Annotated in this window: 12 protein-coding genes; 10 read left to right on the top strand and 2 right to left on the bottom strand. The window is 62.3% G+C overall.

The features are described 5' to 3' along the window. The first annotated feature begins 8 nt into the window (after positions 1–8). Together ACIA5C_RS48200 and ACIA5C_RS48195 are read left to right on the top strand one after the other, a co-directional pair. Entirely contained in the window at positions 9–143 is a 135-nt protein-coding gene (locus tag ACIA5C_RS48200; RefSeq protein ID WP_396068059.1) for an IS3 family transposase, read from the top strand. After that, the gene (locus ACIA5C_RS48195; protein WP_396068057.1) at positions 86–1,024 is read left to right on the top strand and encodes a transposase; all 939 of its coding nucleotides are present in this window, start codon (positions 86–88) and stop codon (positions 1,022–1,024) included. The genes ACIA5C_RS48200 and ACIA5C_RS48195 overlap by 58 nt, the downstream gene beginning before the upstream one ends. Before the next feature lie 139 nt (positions 1,025–1,163). Here the strand turns inward: ACIA5C_RS48195 and ACIA5C_RS48190 are convergent, their stop codons facing one another. Together ACIA5C_RS48190 and ACIA5C_RS48185 are read right to left on the bottom strand one after the other, a co-directional pair. Then, positions 1,164–2,414, bottom strand: coding sequence for an MFS transporter (locus tag ACIA5C_RS48190; protein WP_396068055.1), 1,251 nt, complete (start codon positions 2,412–2,414; stop codon positions 1,164–1,166). Beyond that, positions 2,407–2,988 (bottom strand): GNAT family N-acetyltransferase, encoded by a 582-nt coding sequence (locus ACIA5C_RS48185; RefSeq protein ID WP_396068053.1) that lies wholly within the window; start codon positions 2,986–2,988, stop codon positions 2,407–2,409. Before ACIA5C_RS48185 ends, ACIA5C_RS48190 begins: the two co-directional genes overlap by 8 nt. A 513-nt stretch (positions 2,989–3,501) precedes the next feature. Between ACIA5C_RS48185 and ACIA5C_RS48180 the strand changes: the two genes are divergently transcribed. The 8 genes from ACIA5C_RS48180 to ACIA5C_RS48145 all read left to right on the top strand — a co-directional run bounded on the left by ACIA5C_RS48180 (position 3,502) and on the right by ACIA5C_RS48145 (position 20,701). Continuing rightward, positions 3,502–4,761 (top strand): nucleotide sugar dehydrogenase, encoded by a 1,260-nt coding sequence (locus tag ACIA5C_RS48180; RefSeq protein ID WP_396068051.1) that lies wholly within the window; start codon positions 3,502–3,504, stop codon positions 4,759–4,761. A gap of 26 nt (positions 4,762–4,787) precedes the next feature. After that, entirely contained in the window at positions 4,788–6,086 is a 1,299-nt protein-coding gene (locus ACIA5C_RS48175; protein WP_396068049.1) for a M20 family metallopeptidase, read from the top strand. Next, positions 6,086–6,811, top strand: a complete 726-nt coding sequence (locus ACIA5C_RS48170; protein ID WP_396068047.1) for an SDR family oxidoreductase — start codon at positions 6,086–6,088, stop codon at positions 6,809–6,811. The genes ACIA5C_RS48175 and ACIA5C_RS48170 overlap by 1 nt, the downstream gene beginning before the upstream one ends. Next, complete coding sequence (locus tag ACIA5C_RS48165) at positions 6,808–7,857, top strand: Gfo/Idh/MocA family oxidoreductase (RefSeq protein WP_396068045.1); 1,050 nt, start codon at positions 6,808–6,810, stop codon at positions 7,855–7,857. The genes ACIA5C_RS48170 and ACIA5C_RS48165 overlap by 4 nt, the downstream gene beginning before the upstream one ends. Beyond that, positions 7,857–12,794 (top strand): amino acid adenylation domain-containing protein, encoded by a 4,938-nt coding sequence (locus tag ACIA5C_RS48160; RefSeq protein WP_396068043.1) that lies wholly within the window; start codon positions 7,857–7,859, stop codon positions 12,792–12,794. Before ACIA5C_RS48165 ends, ACIA5C_RS48160 begins: the two co-directional genes overlap by 1 nt. After that, positions 12,791–18,385 carry an SDR family NAD(P)-dependent oxidoreductase gene (locus tag ACIA5C_RS48155; protein ID WP_396068041.1) on the top strand — a complete coding sequence of 1,865 codons (5,595 nt, stop codon included), beginning with the start codon at positions 12,791–12,793 and terminating at the stop codon, positions 18,383–18,385. The genes ACIA5C_RS48160 and ACIA5C_RS48155 overlap by 4 nt, the downstream gene beginning before the upstream one ends. After that, on the top strand, positions 18,382–19,212 hold the full coding sequence (locus tag ACIA5C_RS48150; protein WP_396068039.1) for a phytanoyl-CoA dioxygenase family protein: 831 nt from the start codon (positions 18,382–18,384) through the stop codon (positions 19,210–19,212). The genes ACIA5C_RS48155 and ACIA5C_RS48150 overlap by 4 nt, the downstream gene beginning before the upstream one ends. A 76-nt stretch (positions 19,213–19,288) precedes the next feature. Beyond that, entirely contained in the window at positions 19,289–20,701 is a 1,413-nt protein-coding gene (locus ACIA5C_RS48145) for an acetyl-CoA carboxylase biotin carboxylase subunit family protein (RefSeq protein ID WP_396068037.1), read from the top strand. Positions 20,702–21,166: the final 465 nt, after the last annotated feature.

The raw sequence follows: 21,166 nt of genomic DNA, 5'->3' as shown, positions 1-21,166 counted from the left end.
AACTCGAGATCGCCACCGTCGAGTACATCGACTGGTACAACAACCGCCGTCTGCACGGCGAACTCGGCCACGTCCCACCCGCCGAATACGAGGCAGTACCCGCGATAACCCACCCGGTCACCGCAACTCTAGAAACCAGCTAACCAACTCTCCATCAAACCCGGGGCTTGACAGTGACAGCCTTGCCGACTGGCTGCGCCAACATTCCGAGGTCGAGGTGATCTGCCGGGACCGCGCTGGCGGTTATGGCGAAGGCGCCCGCCTAGGTGCGCCGGACGCGGTGCAGGTCGCGGACCGGTTCCACCTGTGGCAGAACCTGGGCCAGGCGGTCGAGAAGACTGTCAACGCGTATCGGGCTCGGCTCGTCGCGCCGCCCCCACTGCCCGCAGGCGACACCCCACCCGCTCAGAGGCGGCGACTGCCCGACCTCAAGATCGTTACTCGTCTTCGGGAGCACCACGCCGCCGTCCATGAACTGGCCGCCCAGGGGTGGACCAAGTCGGCGATCGGCCGCAAACTCGGCCTGCACCATGCCACGGTGCGCAAATACCTGCGCGCGGCCACCGCCGCGGAGTTGACCGCCGTGTCCGAGCAACGCGCACACGTGGTCGACGACTACGTCGCCTACCTACACCAGCGCTGGAACGAGGGAGAACGCAACGCCACCGGACTGTTCCGCGAGATCAAACAGCAGGGCTATCCGGGCGGGGAACTGGCCGTCCAGCGTTACTTGCGCCGCTTCCGCCACGGCCGAGGCCACGCCCCGGACCCGGGCCCGAAACCACCATCAGTGCGGCAGGTGACCTCATGGATCATGACCCATCCCGACCACCTCGACCCCCGCGACACGGCCAAACTACGCGACGTCCGCAACCGCGACCGGGACCTGAACCGGCTGGTCAAACACGTGCGAGCCTTCGCGATCATGATGACCGGCAAACACGGCGACCGCCTCGAAGAGTGGATCACCACCGTCGAACACGACACCCTGACACCGTTAGCGGGGTTTGCCCGTAGATGTTGACCGTGCCGTCGAGGTTGAGGACTTTCCCGCGGAGCCCGGGTGGATAGCTTCTCGGCACAGGTCTCCTTCAAGAGCGCCGGGCACGGGGGAAGATCAACCGTCCCGTCGAAACGAGGGAACTCATAGCCCGTTACTCTCGCTACGCCGCTGGTTGCAGCCCTGTCGCCAGTTCGTGAGGGTCAACGGCTCTGGGCGAAGCAGTGAACAACCAGACCCCGGCCAAGGCGACCCCGGCAGCACAAACGAGCAGGGTCAGACGCACGCCGATCAGATCCGCCGACAGTCCTCCGACCAACGAGCCGATGGGAACCGTTCCCCACATCAACGTCCGCACGGTCGCGGCCATTCTTCCGAGCATCGGCTCCGGCGTGAGTTCCTGCATGAAGCTGACCGTCGAAACATTGTAGGCCACGACTGCGAACCCGCTGACCAGCTGATACAGCGCGACCAACGATAGCCTCCAGTCAGACTGCACGATCGGCAGCAGAAACATGCACAGGGCAATAGCAGCCACCGAGTAAGCCGCCAATCGCACGAGCCCGAGCCGGGCACTCAGTCGGCGCACGGCAACCGAACCCCAGATCCCGCCGACGCCTGAGCCGGCCAGGAGGATCCCGATCGCCGCCCCGGGTAGCCGCAGGTCCCGAGACAGCAAAATCAGATAGATCGGATAGTGCATCGAGATGAAGAAGTTGAATATGGCGCTGCAGACGACTATCAGGACCATCAGCCGACGGGTGACCACAAACCGGAATCCGGCCACGATATCGCCGCCGATTTCCTTGATCGGCCGCTTCTCTCTGACCGGCTCGGGCTTCCGGATGGCGGCGATACACGCGGCCGACCCGACGAATCCGCCGATCACGGCCACCGGCGAAAGTGCGGCAGGCAACAATTGGAAGAGATAGCCACCGACCGACGGCCCACCCATTTGGGCCACGGTGCGCACGGTCTCGAGTTTCGCGTTGCCCTCGAGCAGTTTGTCTCGGCCGATCAGACGAGGCAGATAACTCTGGTAACTCACGTCGAAGAACACGGTGCCGACGCCGACCACAAGGGCGACCAAATACATTTGCGTCATCGTCAGCTTCCACAGCCATGCCGCCAGCGGGATGGACGCCAGCACTGCAGCGCGCCCGAGGTCGCTTGAAATCATCACCCTTCGGTGGCGGAGCCGGTCCACGACCGCGCCGACCGGAAGCCCGATTATAGGAAAGGCCAACGCCAGGCACGCCACCAGGAGACTCACCGCCGACTCCGACGCCCTCAGAGCCTCAATTGCGATCAAGGTCAGAACAAGGCGAAGGCCCTGCGCACCGAGCTGACTGAAGATCTGACCGTAGAAAAGACGGCGAAAATCAGATTCCTTCAGTAGGTTGGTTTCAGCCATTCGAGAGTCCCTTGGATCGATCGTCGGTGAGAACCGGCGGTGCGATCCGGGAGTACATCAGCATGTCACGCCGAACTGAGTCTACCTCTTGCCAAGATCGCATTAGGCCCTCTTCCTTGAATCCGGAGGCTCGCGCAGTACGCAACGACGCAACGTTCCACGGCTCGACATACAGCTCGATCCGGGGAATCTTGCATACGGAGAAAGCCCATCCGGCCAGGGTTTTCAACGCCGCCGTCCCCAGGCCGGCGCCTCGGGAGGATTCAACGATCCAGTATCCGATCGACGCCCGGCCCAGATCGGCGTCTCGGATCCATAAGCCAATACTGCCGACTGCCGCATCCTCCCCGTCCGCGATAGCAAAAGAGTAGCCGACGCCTTCCTCGGCTCGCGCCCATTGTCGTTCGATGTAGCGCTCCGCAGACTCACGTGTCCATACCTTCGGGACAGAAGTAATGGAAGGAATGTACGGATCGGACGACGCTTGGGTCAATGCCTCGGCGTCCGTCACCATCCACGGACGAAGTTTCCAGCTATCGAAATGTATCGTCGGAACAATCAGCGCGGCGCTCATTGTACTGAACTCCTGATCTTGCAAATCAAGGCAACAATTCTTCCTCGCGCCGGCGAGTTTTGTGCATAGCCAAAACATCGCCTAGCCGACGCCAGGATCAGGCAAAACAGCAGAACAAGCCGGTCGAGGCGACACTCTATCATGGACAGGCAAGACCCTGGGCGGGGCAGACGAGACACATGCTTGCCGCTACAATCCCGCCGTCCGTCAGTAGACGGTCGTCTATATTGCGATACGTTTGGTCATCCGCGGAGCCCCGAAATCAGTCCGTGATCAGGGAAAACGACAGGGCAGCGGACCGCCCTTACTCTTAGTCCTGAAAAAACCAACGTCGATGCCCTTCCGGCATCGAGAGGTGTGACATAAGATTCACACCAGAAGAGGTCTCCCAAGCCATTCTCCGCAGCTGTCGAGTTGCATCCTTCGATCGACTGGAACCAACAGCCATAGCTCCGAGTTAGCTTCTCTGCATCCATTCACCATGGCAGCGGAGCCAAAACCTGGGACGGGGACATGATTGTCGCAATCATTGGTCAGGGCTATGTTGGCCTGCCGTTGACCTTGATGGCACTGAACGCTGGGCACACCGTGCTTGCCGTGGAATCCGGCCCAGCCCGGCTCGCATCCTTGCAAAACGGCCAGTCGTATATTCCTGACGTACCATCCGAAGCGCTGGGCAGAGCCATCGACGCCGGTCGCCTCGTACCCATGGCCGACCTCAGCGAAGCAACTCCGGCGGACGTCTACGTAATTGCCGTACCGACGCCGATCACCAAGGGCGACGCACCCGATCTCACGTTCGTAGACGGAGCTGTTTCGACGATCGCCGGGGTATCGGATTTCCCCGAAGGTGCCCTTGTCGCGGTGGAGTCAACGATTTATCCCGGCGCCATGCGGCAGCACGTGACACCTCGGCTCGAGAGGGCTACCGGACGCCGAGCCGGGCAGGACGTATACCTCGCCTACAGCCCGGAGCGCGTCGACCCCGGGCGCACCGACCTAGCGCTGGCAGACGTAACGAAGCTCGTTGCCGGCACCTGCGAAGAAAGCCAGCTCCGGGCTCAGAAGTTCTACGAAACCATGTTTCGTCACGTCCACGCTGTCTCCAGTTGCGAGGTCGCAGAGTTCGCCAAGCTTCTGGAAAATACCTTCCGCTATGTGAACATCGCCTTCGTCAACGAACTCGCGATGGCGGCCAGAAACGCGGATATCGACTTCCGTGAAGTCGTCGCGGCTGCATCATCAAAACCTTACGGGTTCATGGCATTTCATCATGGGCCAGGAGTGGGCGGACACTGCCTGCCGAACAACGTCAGATATCTTGCGCATGCTTTGGAGCAGTCCGGAGTGGCGAGCTCGATGCTATCGGCGGCTCTTGAGATCAACGAGTCCGCACCGGTCTATGTGGCCGATCGTATGGCCAAAGCTCTCGCCAACAGCGGCCTTCCGCTGGCGGGCAGCACGGTGATACTGGTAGGGCTGGCCTACAAAGCAGGCGTCCCTGATGTGCGGGCTTCCCCTGCGCTGCGGCTAATCGACTTGTTGCAAGAACGCGGCGCGACCGTCCAAGTCGTCGACCCGCTGGCCGCAGGCGAGGCTGACCGCCTCGGCCTGACATGCGTGACGCCCACCCTCGAGGACTGTCGCGCCGCAGACGCCGTCCTCATCGTCACAGACCAGGACGGAGTCGACTACGACATGATCGCCCGAGAGTCCGCGATCATTCTCGACTGCCGTGGGCGAATCAAATTGCCCTCTGTCGAGCAACTTTGACCTCTCTCACTCCGAGGCCGGATTAGATGCCTGCACAGCACAGCCCCTTCACTGACATTCCAACGGTCCTTGGCACGGCGCTCGGCACCGAATTCAATCAGTGGCTTACTGCGAATCGAGATTCGCTTCTGGCCGACATCATGAGCTTGGTTTCGATTGACACCGCTTCTCCGAACGAATCCGCGGCTTTCGACTGGCTGACCGCATACTTCGAAGATCTGGGCGGCACGGTGACCGCACTCCCCCGTCACCCCCGTCTCTTCGACCGCCCAGAGGCGAATCGCAATAAGTACAGCGACCTGCCTGCGACGGCGCGAGGCAGTCTTCGTGTCGATTTCACCGACTCGCAGCCATCCGCCGGCCGTCATGTGTTGTTCAGCGGCCACGTCGACGTTGTACCGGGCGGACACGATTTCCCATTGGCCTTCCAGCCTGAGGTTCGCGATGGCCAGGTCATCGGCCGGGGCACCGCTGACACCAAAGGCAACATCGTCATGCTGGCCGCCGCCCTGCGTTTCCTGCGCGACACCGGACGCCGTCTGGGCCATCGGGTTTCGATCGACCTGATCGGCGAGGAGGAGATCGGTGGCAACGGGGCACTGTCTTCGATCCTGTATGGCAGCACTGCGACCGAGGTGGTGGTGCTGGAGCCGACGGAGCTCGAGGTGTTTCACGGCCATCGTGGCTGCGCCGGCTTCACCGTCGATTTCATCGGTAAATCCAGCCACATGGGCGGCGACGGGGTCAGTGCTATCACCGGCGCTATCGACTTCGTTGAGCAACTACGCGAACTGGAGTCGCGGTTGCGCAGCGAGGCCCGCACCGCGCCAGGATTCGAAGCGGTCGACCGCCCCCTGCAGATCAACGTTGGCGTGATCAACGGAGGTGAATGGCCGGGCTCCTTACCGCAGCGCTGCACGCTGGACGGATTTTTCGGCTTTCTGCCCGGCTACTCGGTGGACGATGTGCGCGGGATGCTTGACGATCTCGTGGCCGGTCTCGCTGATCCCTGGTTGCGCACCCACACTTCGATACGCCTCGAAGGAATACGCAACGGCGCATATCTCGGCGATCCGCGTTGCCCGATTGCTGTCGACCTCCGCCGCGCCGTCCGCGCTGCAGGAGCAGAGGTCGCGGAGGGAAGGGCTTGGAATGTCAGTTGCGACGCCAGGCTCTACCACGAGTTGCTGCAGGTTCCGACGGTCGTCTTCGGCACCGGCAGTCTCGCCAGCGCTCACTCCTGCACCGAAAGGCTGGACATCGCCGAGTGGTCCTTGGGCGCGTACGCATTCGCCGCTCTGCTCAATCACGGCGAGGAGAACTGATGGCCGTCGGCAACCTGACCGGGGGTGTCATCCTGGGTGCTTCTTCCGGAGTCGGGCGAGCACTTGCGGCACAGTTGGCTGACAACGGTCATCAGCTCACAGCGATTTCTCGTAGGGCCCCTGATCTCGGTCAGGGAGTCAGATCGGTCTCGGCCGACATCCGTGACTTCACCGGCTTGGAGAACGCGCTGCTGGAAACGGCCGAGACCCAGACGATCGAGTACATCGTCAACTGTGTCGGAGTGGGGTTCTATGCGCCGATCGGCTCTGACTATCTTGATGCTTGGACCGACATCCTGGCTACCAACGTGGCCGGTATACTTGTCCTGCTGTCCGTCATTGACCGGCATTTCGCGGACCTTAAGACCTTCATACACGTCAGCTCGATGGCGGCCCACCGACCTTCTCGAACTCCGGGCAATCTTTGCTACTCAGTGTCGAAGATGGCCGCGCGAGTGATCGTCGAGGAGTATCGAAAAGAGATTCGGTCCAAGGGGCGGACAACCCGAATCTCGATGATATCGCCGGGGTTCATCGACGGCACCGACTTCGGGCGCAACTTCTATGCCTGTGCACCGGATGACCAGGAACGCTACGACCTGTACGGTGCGCACGACAATCTCAGCCCCGCCGATGTCGCGGCCGCTATCCGCAATGTCATGGCGATGCCAGCTCATGTGGAGCTTTTGGATACGGTCATGTCACCGAATGGACAGCCAGCATGAGCCGACCAGTCGAACGCGTCCTTGTCGTGGGCTACGGATATGCGGGACGGCGTTTCGCCGCCTCCATCGACTACCTTGGGCGGCGAGGCGTCCCGGTGGAGATTGTAGGTTTCTGCGACTCCGACGTGACGAAGCTTCCCGATGGCCTTCGGAGCTTTCGCGATATCACGGACGCCGTCACTCAGCTTCGCCCAACCGTGGTCTGCGTGACCGTCAATGAATCGGCACACATCGCGGCCTTCGAAGCAATCGCCAACTTCCCGCCTATGCTGGTCCTGGCCGAAAAGCCGTTGATAGCCGATCCAGCCGACGAAAAACGCGTGACGAAGTCTTTGGCGCACCACGATCTCTCAATGAATCTCGTCGAGAGATACAGTCCGATACTGCCCGAATTTCACTCATGGCTGGAGGATCACGGGCCGTTTCAGGTCGTGCGGGCCGAATCTTTCTGGGGTAAGCATCGGATCGGTGATACGCGACCAACAATGGGCGTGCTGTCGGAGCTTATCCATCCGCTAGACCTTGTCGAGCACGTCTTCCGGACCGAACCCTTCAAAGTCAAGAGCGCAGCCGGCCTCGTGAGCGATTTCAGTCCTCACGGGACCGCGATTCTCGACTCGATCGACGTACACGGCACAGCGGGCAGCACACCGGTGATGCTGCATGCGTCCTTCGCCTGGCCCGCACGAATGCGGCAGATGACCGGTCTGTTGTGGTCAAGGCGGCACGGCATGTTCCGGGCCGACTTCACGTTTGACACCCCTCACTGGGATTGCGACCAGCTCCGGATCTCCTCGATCGGATCGACGGGTCGATTCAACATCGTTCATGAGATGCAAACCACCAACGAGGATGTACCCGCGGAAATCAGAGGCGTTGGCAAGGTAGCCGCCTTCATCGAGGCTTCTATCCGAGCGTGGCGGGGACAAGGTCCGCGCGACCAGCTGGCATCGCTGATGCCCGCATTGAGGCTTCAGCGAACCTTGGACGACATAGACCAGGCGGCCGCTCCGGCACTGCTGTCGGGTAACTATCGGAGGACGTGATGAACATCAGTCTGCCCGCCAGAAGCCGATCCGCAGGAACGGCAGTGCTCGTCGAACGAATCCTGCAGACCGCCGCCGCCGACCTCACATCGGTCGCTGTCGTCGTTGGGGATCGTGAAATCACGTACGGAAGGCTGCTGGGCCTTGCGCATTCAGTGGCCGGCTCACTGGACCAGGCGGCCGACCGCCTTGTTGGCTTGTGCGCATCCCGCGATGAGTTCTACGTAGCCGGGGCCCTGGGAATCATGATGGCCGGCGGCTGCTTCGTTCCGTTGGATCCTGCTCTGCCGCAAGATCGACTGAACCGGCTCGTCGACCAGGCGAATCTCGCCGTCGTAGTCAGTGGCCCGACCTCCGAAAACGTCTTCGACGGCTTGGGGGCGACCACGGTCACCCCACAGATCGACACTCGAACCGTGGCGGCTTCCGAGGTCGCAAATTTATTGTCGACAGCCCATCTGCGCAGCGCCCCGAATGCATTGGCGTACGCCCTGTTCACATCGGGGTCGACCGGTGAGCCAAAGCTGGTCGCCATCGAGCAGCGTTCAGTCTGTGCTCTCGTTGACGGATTCGATGCGGTAGCACCGGCTCCAGATCGGGTAGTTTCCTCGACCGTCTGCTCGTTCTCGTTCGACGCCTCGATATTCGAGGTATTCACTGCCCTGTGCTCCGGAGGAACGGTCCACGTCCTGCCCACCAAGATCGCAGCGGATCCGCAAGCGCTCGCGGCCGAACTTATCGACCGGCGAATTAATACCGCATACCTGCCTCCGGTCGGACTCGATTTCTTGGTCGGTGAGCTTCGTGCAACCGGCGGTGCGGCCGATCTCGCGCGTGTCATGGTCGGCGCCGAGTCTATCCGGCAGGGCACGCTGGCCGCGCTTGGCCGAGTGGCTCCGAACCTCACGATCGTCAACGCCTACGGGCCCACAGAGGCGACCGTATGCTCGACCTTTCATGTGTTCACCGAGGCAATCGATCCCGACCGGCGTACCCCTATCGGCAAACCGCTCGTCGGCTGGTCGGTGCGGGTCGTCGACGAGAATCTCATCGAGGTACCGGTCGGCGAGACCGGCGAGATCATAATCGGTGGCGTAGGGCTGGCGCGTGGCTATATCGGAGCGCCTCACCTGAACGACACAAAATTCGTGCAGGACTCCGTCGGAGAGCGCTGGTACCGTTCCGGCGACCTCGGTCGATGGCTACCCTCCGGTGACCTCGAGTTCGCCGGACGCCGCGATCACCAAGTCAAGATCCGCGGCTTCCGCATCGAACTGGGCGAGGTCGAAACGGCCCTGAGTTCCTGCGACGGCATCGGAGCATCGATCGTCGAAGCCGTACAGGGCCCGGCCGGGCTACGCCTGCTCGCCTTCGCGGAAGGCACGGCCGACCCGGCGGTGGTTCGCGACCGGCTACGCATGATTCTGCCGGACTACATGATTCCTGGCTGGATCACCATTGTGGACGCGTTTCCTCTGACAGCACACGCCAAGATTGACCGCGCCGCGCTGCTGGCGCTGCCGCGACGGATGAGCGGCTCAGAAGTCGACGAACACCGCTCGTTGACAGGCACCCAGCAGGCGGTGTCGCGGCTGTGGCTCGATGTCCTAGATCTCGAGCGCATCGGCATCGACGAACAATTCTTGGACCTCGGCGGCGACTCCCGCCTTGCCATGGTTCTGGTCAACCGAATTATAGAAACTCTTGGCACCGCCATCCGGCCGAGTTCGTTGCTGCGATGTCAGACCATCGCGGCCATGGCCGAAGCACTGGATGCTTCGGCGCTCCGGCAACCGTCGGCTGCGCTGCCGGCCCGCAAGGAAGCAGACGACGATTCGCTGTCCCCCGGACAGCAGGGCCTGTGGAACCTTCAGCAGCTCGATCCGGGCAACCATTCGTTCGCGATACCGATCGCGGTCCGGGTGCGCGGTCCGCTGCAGGCGCATCAGCTCGCCGCAGCGGTTCGTAGGGTACTCGCGGCCCATGATGTCTTCTCGCAAGAGTTCACTGCCGGACCACACGGGCCATCGCGAAACAGGTCCACCCTTCCTCCCGCGGTCGCCATCAACCTCGCAGCTTGCTCAGACGGACCCGCCCTCAGCGAGTATCTGACGAGGGCCTATGAGCGGCTGGCCCGCGAAGTGGTAGCCCTCCATGGCCACCCGTGGCGTGCTGAAGTCCATCACCTCCCCGACGGCAGCAGCGTTGCATTGCTGGTCTGCCATCACATCATCGTGGACGGGTACTCCCTTCCCGTTCTGTTTCGCGACCTAGGCCGCGCGCTGTCCGACGAGCAGATCCTGCCCAGCCCCTCCGCGCCTACGGGGCGGGCCGAAGTCGATCCGAAAGACCGCGCCTATTGGGACAGTGAGTTCTGTCCAGTTCCAAGTGCTCTCGAACTCCCCACCGACCGAGCCCGCAAGCCACAACGTACCGGCATAGGCCACTCCTTCGTACAGCGGCTCAGCGACCGGGCAACCACCGAGATCTTCACCAGGTCGGCCCGGTGCCGCACCACCCCGTTCGCCGTGGTGCTGGCCGCGGCCGGGGCCCTGGGGCACAGGTACAGCGGACAAGCCGACTTCGTAATTTCTATACCGGCCGCGGTCGACCGCCTACGCCCGGCATACGCTCAATCGGTCGGCTATTTCGTCAATCTTTTGCCGATCAGATTTCAGGTCGCGGCGGACCACGAGTTCAATGCCCTGATCAGGGAAACGTCTCAGCGCCTCCGAGAGGCCGTTCAGCATGGCTCACTTCCCTTCGAAGACATGCTCCCCGGGTCGGGAGCGCAGCGCATGGATTTCGCCCGGGCCGTCACACGGTTCGTCGTCGCACAGCAGGTCGATTCGGGACTGCCCGTCGTAGCCGGCCCGATCGCCATCGAGGACTGTCCTGTCGTGGCCGGCACCGCCAAGTACGAGTTGAGCCTGTTCGTCCTCGAGCGTCACGGTGAGCTGGAGCTGACCTGGGAATACGATAGTGATCTCTTTGAGACGATGACAATCAAGGGGTTGGGCTCCGCACTGGAGCGCCTACTTGAAATCGGAGATGACGTCTCAACGGCCTCCGTGACGAAAGTCGACCTACTCTCGGCAGCCGACCGGGCAGTCATCGACGCCGCCAACGAAACCCGGACACCATTCCCCGCCGACGCCAGCGTCAGTGAGCTCTTCGACGAGCAGGCGAACCGAACACCCTCAAATATTGCGCTCGTAACCGAGACAGGCACCGTGACCTACGGTGAGCTGGCGAGACGGGCCCAGCAACTAGCCGGGGCTTTGCACGAGCACGTGACTCGTTCCGAAGAACCCATCCTCGTTCTCACGGACCGGTCAGTCGAGTTCGTCGTAGGCGTGCTCGCTGTCATACAGGCCGGTGGATCCTATGTGCCGATCGACTCACGCAACCCGGCCGCACGGCTGCGTCTCATCTGCGAGCACGCCGGCGTCAATACCGCGATAGCTAGCGCTAGTATCGCCCATCTGCTGCCACCAGGCGTAACGGTGATCGACCCAGGGTCCTCCGGAAGCGAACCAGCGAATCCGCCGGCGAGAACCGCAGACTCACGGGCTTACATCATGTTCACCTCGGGATCGACCGGGACGCCGAAAGGCACCGAGATCACCGATCGGTCAATCGTGAGACTGGTGCGCGCGCAGAACTTCGCCCGCTTCACGGAAGACGACACGTTCATCCTGGCCTCGAACCTGGCCTTCGACGCCGCCACGCTGGAGGTGTGGGGACCACTGCTGAACGGCGGAAAGCTCGTCGTTCCGGACGATGCGGCCGTCTACGATCCCCGAGAACTGGCTCGCACCATCGGGCGTGCCGGGGTCACCGCGGGATTCTTCAACGTCTCGGTCTTCCGCTCCATGATCGAGACTCGGCCCGCTGATCTGCAGAACATGCGGACGATCCTAATCGGCGGCGAGGCAGTACCGGGCGCCCTCATCCAGCAGGCTTCCGAGGTGCTCGACCATCGGGTTCTGGTCAACGGATATGGCCCGACCGAGAACACCACGTTCTCATGCTGCCATCGCCTGCTCGAACCGTTGGAGCCGGGTCAAAGGTTTCCGATCGGGCGACCGGTCGCGAACTCCACTGCCCACGTGGTGGACCACGGTCTACGAGAGGTTCCCGTCGGGGTGATAGGCGAAATCGTCGTCGGCGGTGCGGGCCTGGCCCGCGGCTATCTCGGAGATCGCGAACTAACAGCTCAGCGATTCGTGGTCAGCCCGAATGGCGAACGCTGGTACCGAACCGGCGATCTTGGGCGATGGCGTCCCGAGGGGGTGCTGGAATTCGTTGGTCGCCGCGACGACCAGATCAAGATCAGGGGCTTCCGGATCGAGCTAGGCGAGGTGGAGACAGCGCTTCTCGGTTGTACCGGTGTGCATGCGGCAGCTGCCATGGCTGTACCCAGCTCCGGTGGACCACGCTTACACGGGTTCGTCGAGGGCAAGACCACCGAGGAGGAGGTAAGACACGAACTCTCCGAACTGCTGCCGGGCTATCTGGTCCCGGCACGGGTCACCATTCTGGACGCCTTCCCGGTAACCGCCAACGGCAAGGTGGACCGCAGGGCGCTGCTCACCGCCGCAGAAGAAAACAGCTCGCGCCCCACCGCCACGCCCGCCGTCGCACCTGTCAACGACACCCAGCAGAAGCTGGCCATTTTGTGGCGCGAACTTCTCGGATTGAACCAGATCAGCATCCACGACAACTTCTTCGATCTCGGCGGTGACTCCAAGCTACTGGTGCTGCTCACCGAGCGGCTGAGGCATCTCTGGCGAAACGAGCTGCGGGTCGTGGACGTCATGTCTCATCCGAGCATCGCGGAACTCGCCCGCTTTCTGACCACACAGGACAGCACCTCGCGGCTTGCTGCCACTGCCGAGAGACGTGCCCAGATGCGTAGGAGGTTGCGGTCGTGATCACCGAAGTCCCGACAAACATGGGCGGCGACCATATCGCCGTCGTCGGCATGGCCGGCCGGTTTCCCGGGGCCGCCGGGATTGATGAGCTGTGGGAGTTGTCGGTCCGCGGCAGCATTGGCCTGACCAAGCTGACGGACCGGCGTGAGGGCTACGTTGCAATACGCGGAATCGTCGAGGATGTCGAGTGTTTCGACGCGGAATATTTCGGCGTTCCCGAGCGGGAGGCCAAGCTCCTCGACCCTCAGCAACGCCTTCTACTCGAGGTTGCTCATCACGCCTTCGAGGACGCAGCCATCGACTACACGCGGACGGACAACGTCGCCGTATACGCGGCGTGTGCGCCTCATCGGTACGAGAACGGCGGGGCCTCGCTATCCGAGCAGTACGAAAGGCAGTTGGCCGGAGAAGCCGGTTTCACGGCGATGAGACTCGCCTACCGCCTCGGCCTTCGAGGGGAAAGCATCACTGTTGAGACGGCGTGCTCGTCATCGCTGACCGCCGTCCACCTGGCTTGTCAGAGCCTGCTCAGTGGTCAAGCAGACCTTGTACTCGCCGGTGGGGTCTCCGTACCGCCCGTACAAGACGAGGGGTACCAGCTGGAGACCGGCATGATCACCTCACCGAGCGGCAGTTGCCGCCCGTTCGATCTGGACGCCGACGGGACGGTGCCGGGCGCCGGCGCAGGTGCTGTCGTGCTCAAACGCCTGGAAGACGCGGAACGGGACGGCGACCGTGTTCGGGCCGTCATTCTCGGGACCGCGGCCAACAACGACGGCGGGACAAAGCTCGGCTTCATGGCTCCCTCGGCCGAGGGACAGGCCGAGGTCATCGCTACCGCGCATGCCGTTTCGGGGGTCAAGGCCGGGTCCATCGGCTACGTCGAGACCCACGGCACAGCCACGTTGCTGGGAGACGCCATCGAGATCGAGGGTTTGCGCCGCGGTTTCGAAGTCGATGGATACCGCGGCGCGGCGTGCGCGCTGGGCTCGTTGAAGGCCAACTGCGGCCACCTCGATCGGGCGGCAGGAGTAGCGGGATTGATCAGAGCGGTCCTCGCACTGCAGCATCGAACCATCCCGCCGATGGCGGGATTCCGCAAGCCGAACCCCGAACTCAAACTGGCCGAGGCGGGCTTCGAAGTGCCGATCGAGGCGACGCAGTGGCCGGTCGGCCAGCGGCCTCGGCGAGCCGGCATCAGCGCATTCGGAGTCGGCGGAACCAACGTTCATGTGGTCCTTGAAGAGGCGCCACCAACTGTCGGCCAGGTGAAGGTAACCGGACAGGACTCGGAACCGGTATTGCTGTCAGTCAGCGGCACCACTCCAGATGCCGTCGTGCGTCAGGCGGCCGCGTTGGCCGACTACCTTGATGATCATGGCGACGAGGATCTGGCCGGAATTGCCAACACCCTGCTCACCGGGCGTCGCGCCCGCGAACTGCGAGCGTTCGTGGTCGCGAGCAATACCGCAGAGGCCGTCGCTGAACTCCGGCGATTGTCGCGGCCGGCCCGCAGACCGCCGGCACAGCAGCAGACCATCGTCTTCGCCTTCCCTGGCCAGGGCGCCGTCACCGTCGATGGACTACCCGCACTGTATGAAACCGAACCGGTCTACCGGCGAGCCATCGATCACCACGCCGAGATCCTTCACGGACTCACCGGCGGCGACCTGCATGCTGACCTGTTCGGCGATCCCGAACAGCGGGTCGAGGTTTTCAGCGATGTCAGCCGGTTCCAGCCGGCCATGGTCGCAGTTGAGCTCGCCCTGGCCAAGCTCTGGGCCAGCTGGGGGATAGTCCCCGACGTGGTTCTGGGGCACAGCCTCGGTGAAGTCGCAGCCGCGGCGTGCGCGGGGGTATTAACCACCGAAGCCGCACTGAAATTGGTCGTCCGGCGTGCGCAGCTCATGCGGGATACTCAACCAGGCGCCAACCTCAGCGTAGCTATCGGTGCAGCGCAGTTGGTCGAATCGCTTCCTGACGGCATCACGATCAGCGCGATCAACGGCGCGCATCTCACCACCGTGACCGGGCCGACCAGCCAGATCACCGAATTCGCCACCACACTCGCTGCTCAAGGCACCTGGGTGAAACGGTTGCCGATCCATATTTCGTCGCACAGTCCCGCCATGGCAACAGCCGCCGAAGGCCTTTTTGCCTTCGCCGCCGAGCTACCGATGTCGGTGCCGCGGCTGAGGATGCTGTCGAACATCACCGGGCACTGGATCGACCAGAGAATCTCGACTCCAGATTACTGGCGGGATCATCTGCTGTCACAGGTCCGGTTCGCCGACCAGATTGAACTGGTCGGAAGACTACCCGGCGCCGTGGTCATCACCATGGGGCCCGACAGCGGATTGAACCGCATGATCGCACAAGAGATCGGCGCCGAAGTGGGCGACGTCCTGCCAAGCACTGCCGACGTAGCAAGCCAGGCGGCACAGCGCTCAGCGGCACTCCGAGCCGCCGGGATGCTGTGGTCAAAAGGGGCAAACGTCGACCTTGGACACCTGATGCGTGCGGCACCTCGGTCGCGGCTGCCGTTGACTCCCTTTGATCACACACGGCGCTGGGGATCTCCGAGAGTCGCCGCGGCATCGACGTCGGCCAGCAGATCAGCGGTGCGCCAGAGCGATCCGGCCGCATGGTTGTACGAGCCCCGGTTCAGCCCGTCGCCTGCGTCAGCCCAGAGAACGCGGAAAAGAGACATTGCCTGGATCGGTGGGAACGAAGTACTTCGTGCAGCCATCGGCGAGGCGACGGGTCTGGATATCGAGGAAGGCATGCCGCACGCGGCAGACAGGAGCGGCGCTGTCGATGTCCTGTGGTGGATCGGTGGATCGGACTCGAACCTTCTGATCGACGCATCGAAGACGGCGCGCCGACTGACCTCCGAGCACCGCGGCGGCCACATTTGGTTGCTAACTCCGTGTGCGGAGCCGAGCTCCGGTCGACTTTCCACGCTCGACCTCGCGGTGGCGGCGGCGCGTGTCCTGCCCCAGGAATTCCCCGGCATAAGTTGCCACGTAGTTCTATTGGATGGTCCACCGCCCGAGACAGCACCCCGTATAGTCGCTGCGCTCAACGAAGACCACCAGCCGACGATTCTAAGCATCGGCCCGGACGGTCCGCACGACCTCGTCTTCGAACGCGCGTGGCCGGACTGGCGAGCGCGAACCCTGCGTCCACATGGCTGCTATGTGATAACCGGCGGCCTCGGCCCTGTGGGACAGGCGCTCGCCATCGCAATCGCGCGCGAGGTGACCGCCAAGATCGTACTGCTCGGGCGCCGGCCGCTAGACATGCAGCACCACGAGTTCGGCGCTCTCGCGACCACTCTCGAACGGCTCGGTTCGACTGCGGCGTACCGGTCCGTCGACGTTACGCAGCCGAGTCAGGTGAGTGACGCCTTCAAGGCCCTTCGCGCCCAGTACGGACGAATCGCCGGCGTCATCCATGCCGCCGGCTTTACCGACCGCAAGGAATTCGTCCTCTGCGAAGAGGCCACTCCCGAGGTGGTCGAAACAATATCGGCGGCAAAAGTGCTCGGCTGCGCAAATATCGCCGACGCACTCACGGAAGACGATGCTGATTTCGTACTTCTTTGTTCAAGCCTGTCCGTTGTACTGGGCGGAATACGGTTCGGGCCTTATGCGGCGGCAAACCACAGCCTGGAACAGTTCGCTCGTACAAGACATGCAGCAGGAGACCGGCGGTGGATTGCCGTCGGCTGGGATGCATGGAGCGACATCATCGCCCCGGATGCGGTTGGCCCTGGCAAATATGCGTTGACACCGGATGACGGGCACGAAGTATTCCGCAGGCTGCTCGCGGCGCGAGGGCCAGTTGTCACGGTGTCAACGGGAGATTTGGCGGAACGGATCATCGACGTCCGCTCCGATCTGGACGGCGTCACACCGCAGGCACACGAACAGTCGGTGGCACACGAACAACGGCTTACTCCGGCCGAAGCCGTCAAGGCCGTGCTGCTCGAGACTCTGGGCACGGTGCCGGAGGACGGTGATCACGACTTTCGGAACAGCGGCGTCGAATCCCTTGCCGTTCTGCAGATCGTCACGCGCCTGCACCACGCGGCCGGGGCGAAAATCCCACTGGGTGAGGCATTCCGCGCTTTGACGGTCAACGGGCTCGTAGCACTCGTCGAGCGTTATGCCGGGCAGGCGCCGACCGCATCAACCGATCGTTCTCTGGCCGTCGAGCCCGAGAACATCGAGGAGGCGGCGCACCCTACTACCGCAATTCAGCGTCGCTGGCTGGATCTGCTCGACGAACGATATGGTGGGATCGATCTCGCGTTGGAAGTCGAATGGAACGGTGGGGCCCCTGGTTTGGCTAAGGCGGTCGAGCAGGTGATCCGCCGCCATTCCGGACTCCGAACAAAATTCAGGAAGAACGCCGGCGGGTGGCTGCAGGAAATTGGCGAAATGCAGTCCGTAAATGTAGTGGACCTGTCTTCGTTCCCTCACGCCGAGCGGGACACACGCCTCGCACAGCTTGCCCGCGATATCGCCCTACGCTGGTTCGACGTGCAGGCAGTGCCGCCCTTCGAGGTGACCGTGGTCGCGATGGCCCCGACTCGGCAGGTCATGCTGCTGCACGCCCACCATGTGGTGTTTGACGGGTGGTCTTCAAGCATCTTCATGCGGGACGTCGCTCTGGCGCTGCATAGCGAACTCAGCGGCGAGGCCCCGCAGTACATTAATCATGCTCGGGAACGACTCGACTACCTCCGGTCGCCGGCTGCTGCTCGATCAATCGAATACTGGCAAGGCCACTTTCACGCCGCGCCGGCGCCCACCCGGGTGCCGCCAGACCACCAAGGTCACGACATTTCCGACCGCGGCGAGAAGCTTAAGCTGAAATTCGGCCAGGAACTCAATCGCCAACTCAGAGACCGCGCCGTCACCGAACAGACGACCGTATTCGCCTTGATGATGTGTGCATACACTCTACTTTTGCACTCGTTGACCGGCGGCGAGGAAGATCTAATCATCGGTACCACTGCAGCCGGCCGTCCCACCATCGAATCCGAGGAGACAGTGGGCGTCTTCGTCAGCCCATTGCCACTGCGTCTGCGGGTGAAGCGGACCGACTCGGCAAGCGGTCTTCTATCTTCCACGAACGATGCCCTGGTCGGTTTCCATGAGCACGGAGATATCCCTCTCGCCGAAATCATTCACTCAGTGAAGGCTTTCTCTGGCCTTGGGCTCAATGACACTTTTCACTGCTATCTGCTGTACCAGAACTACTGGCGCGCCAGCACTGATGTTCTCCGATTCCGCCCTCTGGACATCGGCTCAGCCACGCACCACAGGCTCATGCGCGAATTTGAGATCGTACTTGAAGACGGCCCTGATGGACTTTCCGGAGAGCTCTGGTATCTGCCCAGCAGATTCAGCTCCGAGACGGCTCACAGATGGGGTCGGTTGTTTGCCGGCCTCCTTCTGAACGTAGCAACCGGACCCCTGGATGTTCCGGTCGGCTCGCTACTCGACAGCAGCATTCAAGGTATAGGGACCGACCGGCAAGATGTCGCAGTCGGCAACGACACGAAAGGACCTCGGCCATGACCGACGTGCTCAACGGGCAGTTCACTATCAACTTCGAAATCAACGATCGAACCAAGAACTTCCCCCAGCGGCCAGTATCGGTGCACGCCTCGCAGCCGGAGCTTGACGATCTCGTTCGCGATGGTTTTCTTATTCGCCGCGGACTGATCCCGGCGGAGTGGATTGAAGGATTCGGCGAAGCTCTGAAGGAGATCGCGGCAGGCGAGTCAGGAAAGAAAGGTGCTGAGGAGCTCGAAGGGAACGGCCTCTATTTCCGGTCGCTCCTGCAAAAAAGCGAGGCGTTTCACCGCATGATCAAGTTCGAGCCCACGCTGTCGATCGGGCGGGCCCTGCTCGGGCCACAGGTATCGTTCGACATGGAGGCCCGGATCGCGTTGCCGGGAGTGGCCGGCGCCGGCGTGCCGTGGCACATTCACATGCGTGTTATTCCGGATCCTATGCCGCCGTTCTTCTGCTACCCGCACAGCGTGCATGGACTCATTTATCTGGACTCTGTCGGAGACGATGAAGGTCCGCTCTGCGTCATCCCGGGTAGCCATGTAAATCCGCGCATGGAGTTGGATGGGACCTACGACAAGCACCCGGACGAGGTTCAACTGACATTCAATCCGGGCGACACATTGATCATGCACGGCAACCTCTGGCATCGCACCGTCCCCACCAACGCCGACTGTAAACAGCGCCGACTTGTACTGTTCGGATACGCGCCCTCGTGGATCAAAAACGATTTGGAGCGCGGCGTCAAAACTGATGGCTCGCTGACTGACATGCTACGCAAAACTGGTGACGCCGAGATGATCGAACTGCTTGACGGCTTCCACTGGTAGCAAATTAAGAGAAAACGTGGACTGGCGGCGCCCATCAGGGTGCCGCCACAAGCATGTATGAGAAGGGACTAAGCTGATGGCTTCGGACGATAACCCACTTGTCCTGCTAATCGGTCCGGACAAATACGTAATCCAGGCCTGCATCAAACACAATATTGATGCCGTTGTGATCTATGGATCCGAAGCCTGGGACAAGGGCATGATGAACCTGCCCGCATGTATGCGGGCAGTACGGGTGGAGGAGCAGTCAAGCCCCGAGAACGTCCTTGCTGCACTACACCGATCCGGATTGGCAAAGCTGAACTACGCCGGCGTTCAAACCAGCGACGAGGGAGCCCTCACCACTGCCGGCCTGCTGGCCGAGCATCTTGGCTGCCGAGGAATCGATCCCGAAACCACCGTGCACTTTCGCGATAAATCGCTGCAGAAGCGTCGCATTGCGGAGGCCGGCATCCCGACCGCCGACTTCCGGCTCATCGAAGACATCAACGACGTCTCGGATTTTGCAGAACTGCCCTTCGAACGCGCGGTCCTCAAGCCGGTGGCCGGAGGAGGGACGATGCACACCTCGGTCGTGCACTCGGTGCAAGACCTGCGCGAACGCAGTGCTGAGTATTTTTTTACGTCATCCTCTCAACGAACCTTCATGCTCGAGGAATTCGTCATCGGTGACGAATGGATCGCGGACGGGGTGATGTTTGAAGGCGAACTGCTTTTCCTCTCACTGGGACGGTACGGAAAGAACTGCCTTGCCACGGTGGAGCAGAGCGACCTGCTTTGGAGCCGCCGGTTCCAGCCCGACAGCGAGGCGTGGGCTTTCGAAATCGCCGAGCCGCTGGTGGAGAGAGCGCTCCACGCTCTACGATTGCAGGACGGCGTTTTTCACATGGAAATTTTCCACGATCCCCAAACCGGCTTTTTGAGGTTCGGTGAATGCGCGGCAAGACGCGGCGGAGGATTGGCTCACGAGCAGATTCAGGCCAAATTCAGCGTTTCACTGGGCGAATCGGCCCTGCTCTGTGCGATCGGACGACCGCCGAACCTCCAGATAAAAATCCGCCCGGAGATCATCGGTGGTGCGGATCTTGCCGTTCCGCCGGGCACACTACTGAAATGCCCGAAAAACGCCGATCTCGCTGCACGGCCGGGCGTCGAATACGCCTACATCGAAACTCCGCTAGGAGCCAACATCCCGAGCGGGATCACCTCCACGGTCAACACCATCGGACAGTTTCTGGTGTCTGCCGATTCCGAAGAGGCACTGGAAAGGCGATTCAATGAGGTACAGACCTGGTTCGCAGATCAATCCGTGGTCGCGCCTCAGTCCTCCGTCAAGCGCGAACTTCGCCAGTGGCAGCGTAGGACCTGGCCCGAGTCCGACACCGGTGACCAACTGTGGTTCGGGACGTGGAGTCACCGGGCTCAGGAGGAAGGCGCCCCGAGGCCTCAAGATGTGGGCCCAGAACCACATGGACGCCGTACTCGCTAACCGGGCGACGTACGACGAGCGCCCAGACGTCGTGTGACCGCCATGCCGTCCACACACTGATGACGACAGGCCGCCGAACATACCGGCCGGGTTAACGACGCCGCCTGGTTGGATACGTGGTCCGCCGTCAGGAGGCATGGGCGCTAACCAAGATCAGCCGGGCGGTGGTGGCCGCAGCGCGGAGCGCTATCGTGGATGCGCGGCGGGCTTTGCAGTTGCCGAGCCGGCTACTTGACAGCGTAGAGCGCACGATCCGCGATCTGCTCGATCATCTATCGTCTGATGCGGGCTTCTGCCGACCGATCCTGACGATGTGCGGACGCGGTTGGAGGAGATGCAGCGGGTCACGGCCGCGTTCGTGGTCACGGCACTAGTACGGCAGCCGCCAATCGTGATCATGGCTGGGGTTCGAGGTTGAGGCGGCGGGAGTAATGGGCTCGTTTGGCTCGCGCCTGGTGTCGGCGT

Origin of the sequence: Actinoplanes sp. NPDC051343 (assembly GCF_044455125.1) — a bacterium.
Classification (GTDB): Bacteria; Actinomycetota; Actinomycetes; order Mycobacteriales; family Micromonosporaceae; genus Actinoplanes.
The sequence above is the reverse complement of the archived record's forward strand: the minus strand, read 5'-3'. Positions and strand labels throughout refer to the sequence as shown.

Bases quoted from the DNA above. Each gene is read 5' to 3' on its own strand.
- ACIA5C_RS48190 (WP_396068055.1), bottom strand. From the start codon at position 2,414: ATGGCTGAAACCAACCTACTGAAGGAATCTGATTTTCGCCGTCTTTTC.
- ACIA5C_RS48185 (WP_396068053.1), bottom strand. From the start codon at position 2,988: ATGAGCGCCGCGCTGATTGTTCCGACGATACATTTCGATAGCTGGAAA.
- ACIA5C_RS48180 (WP_396068051.1), top strand. From the start codon at position 3,502: ATGATTGTCGCAATCATTGGTCAGGGCTATGTTGGCCTGCCGTTGACC.
- ACIA5C_RS48175 (WP_396068049.1), top strand. From the start codon at position 4,788: ATGCCTGCACAGCACAGCCCCTTCACTGACATTCCAACGGTCCTTGGC.
- ACIA5C_RS48170 (WP_396068047.1), top strand. From the start codon at position 6,086: ATGGCCGTCGGCAACCTGACCGGGGGTGTCATCCTGGGTGCTTCTTCC.
- ACIA5C_RS48165 (WP_396068045.1), top strand. From the start codon at position 6,808: ATGAGCCGACCAGTCGAACGCGTCCTTGTCGTGGGCTACGGATATGCG.
- ACIA5C_RS48160 (WP_396068043.1), top strand. From the start codon at position 7,857: ATGAACATCAGTCTGCCCGCCAGAAGCCGATCCGCAGGAACGGCAGTG.
- ACIA5C_RS48150 (WP_396068039.1), top strand. From the start codon at position 18,382: ATGACCGACGTGCTCAACGGGCAGTTCACTATCAACTTCGAAATCAAC.
- ACIA5C_RS48145 (WP_396068037.1), top strand. From the start codon at position 19,289: ATGGCTTCGGACGATAACCCACTTGTCCTGCTAATCGGTCCGGACAAA.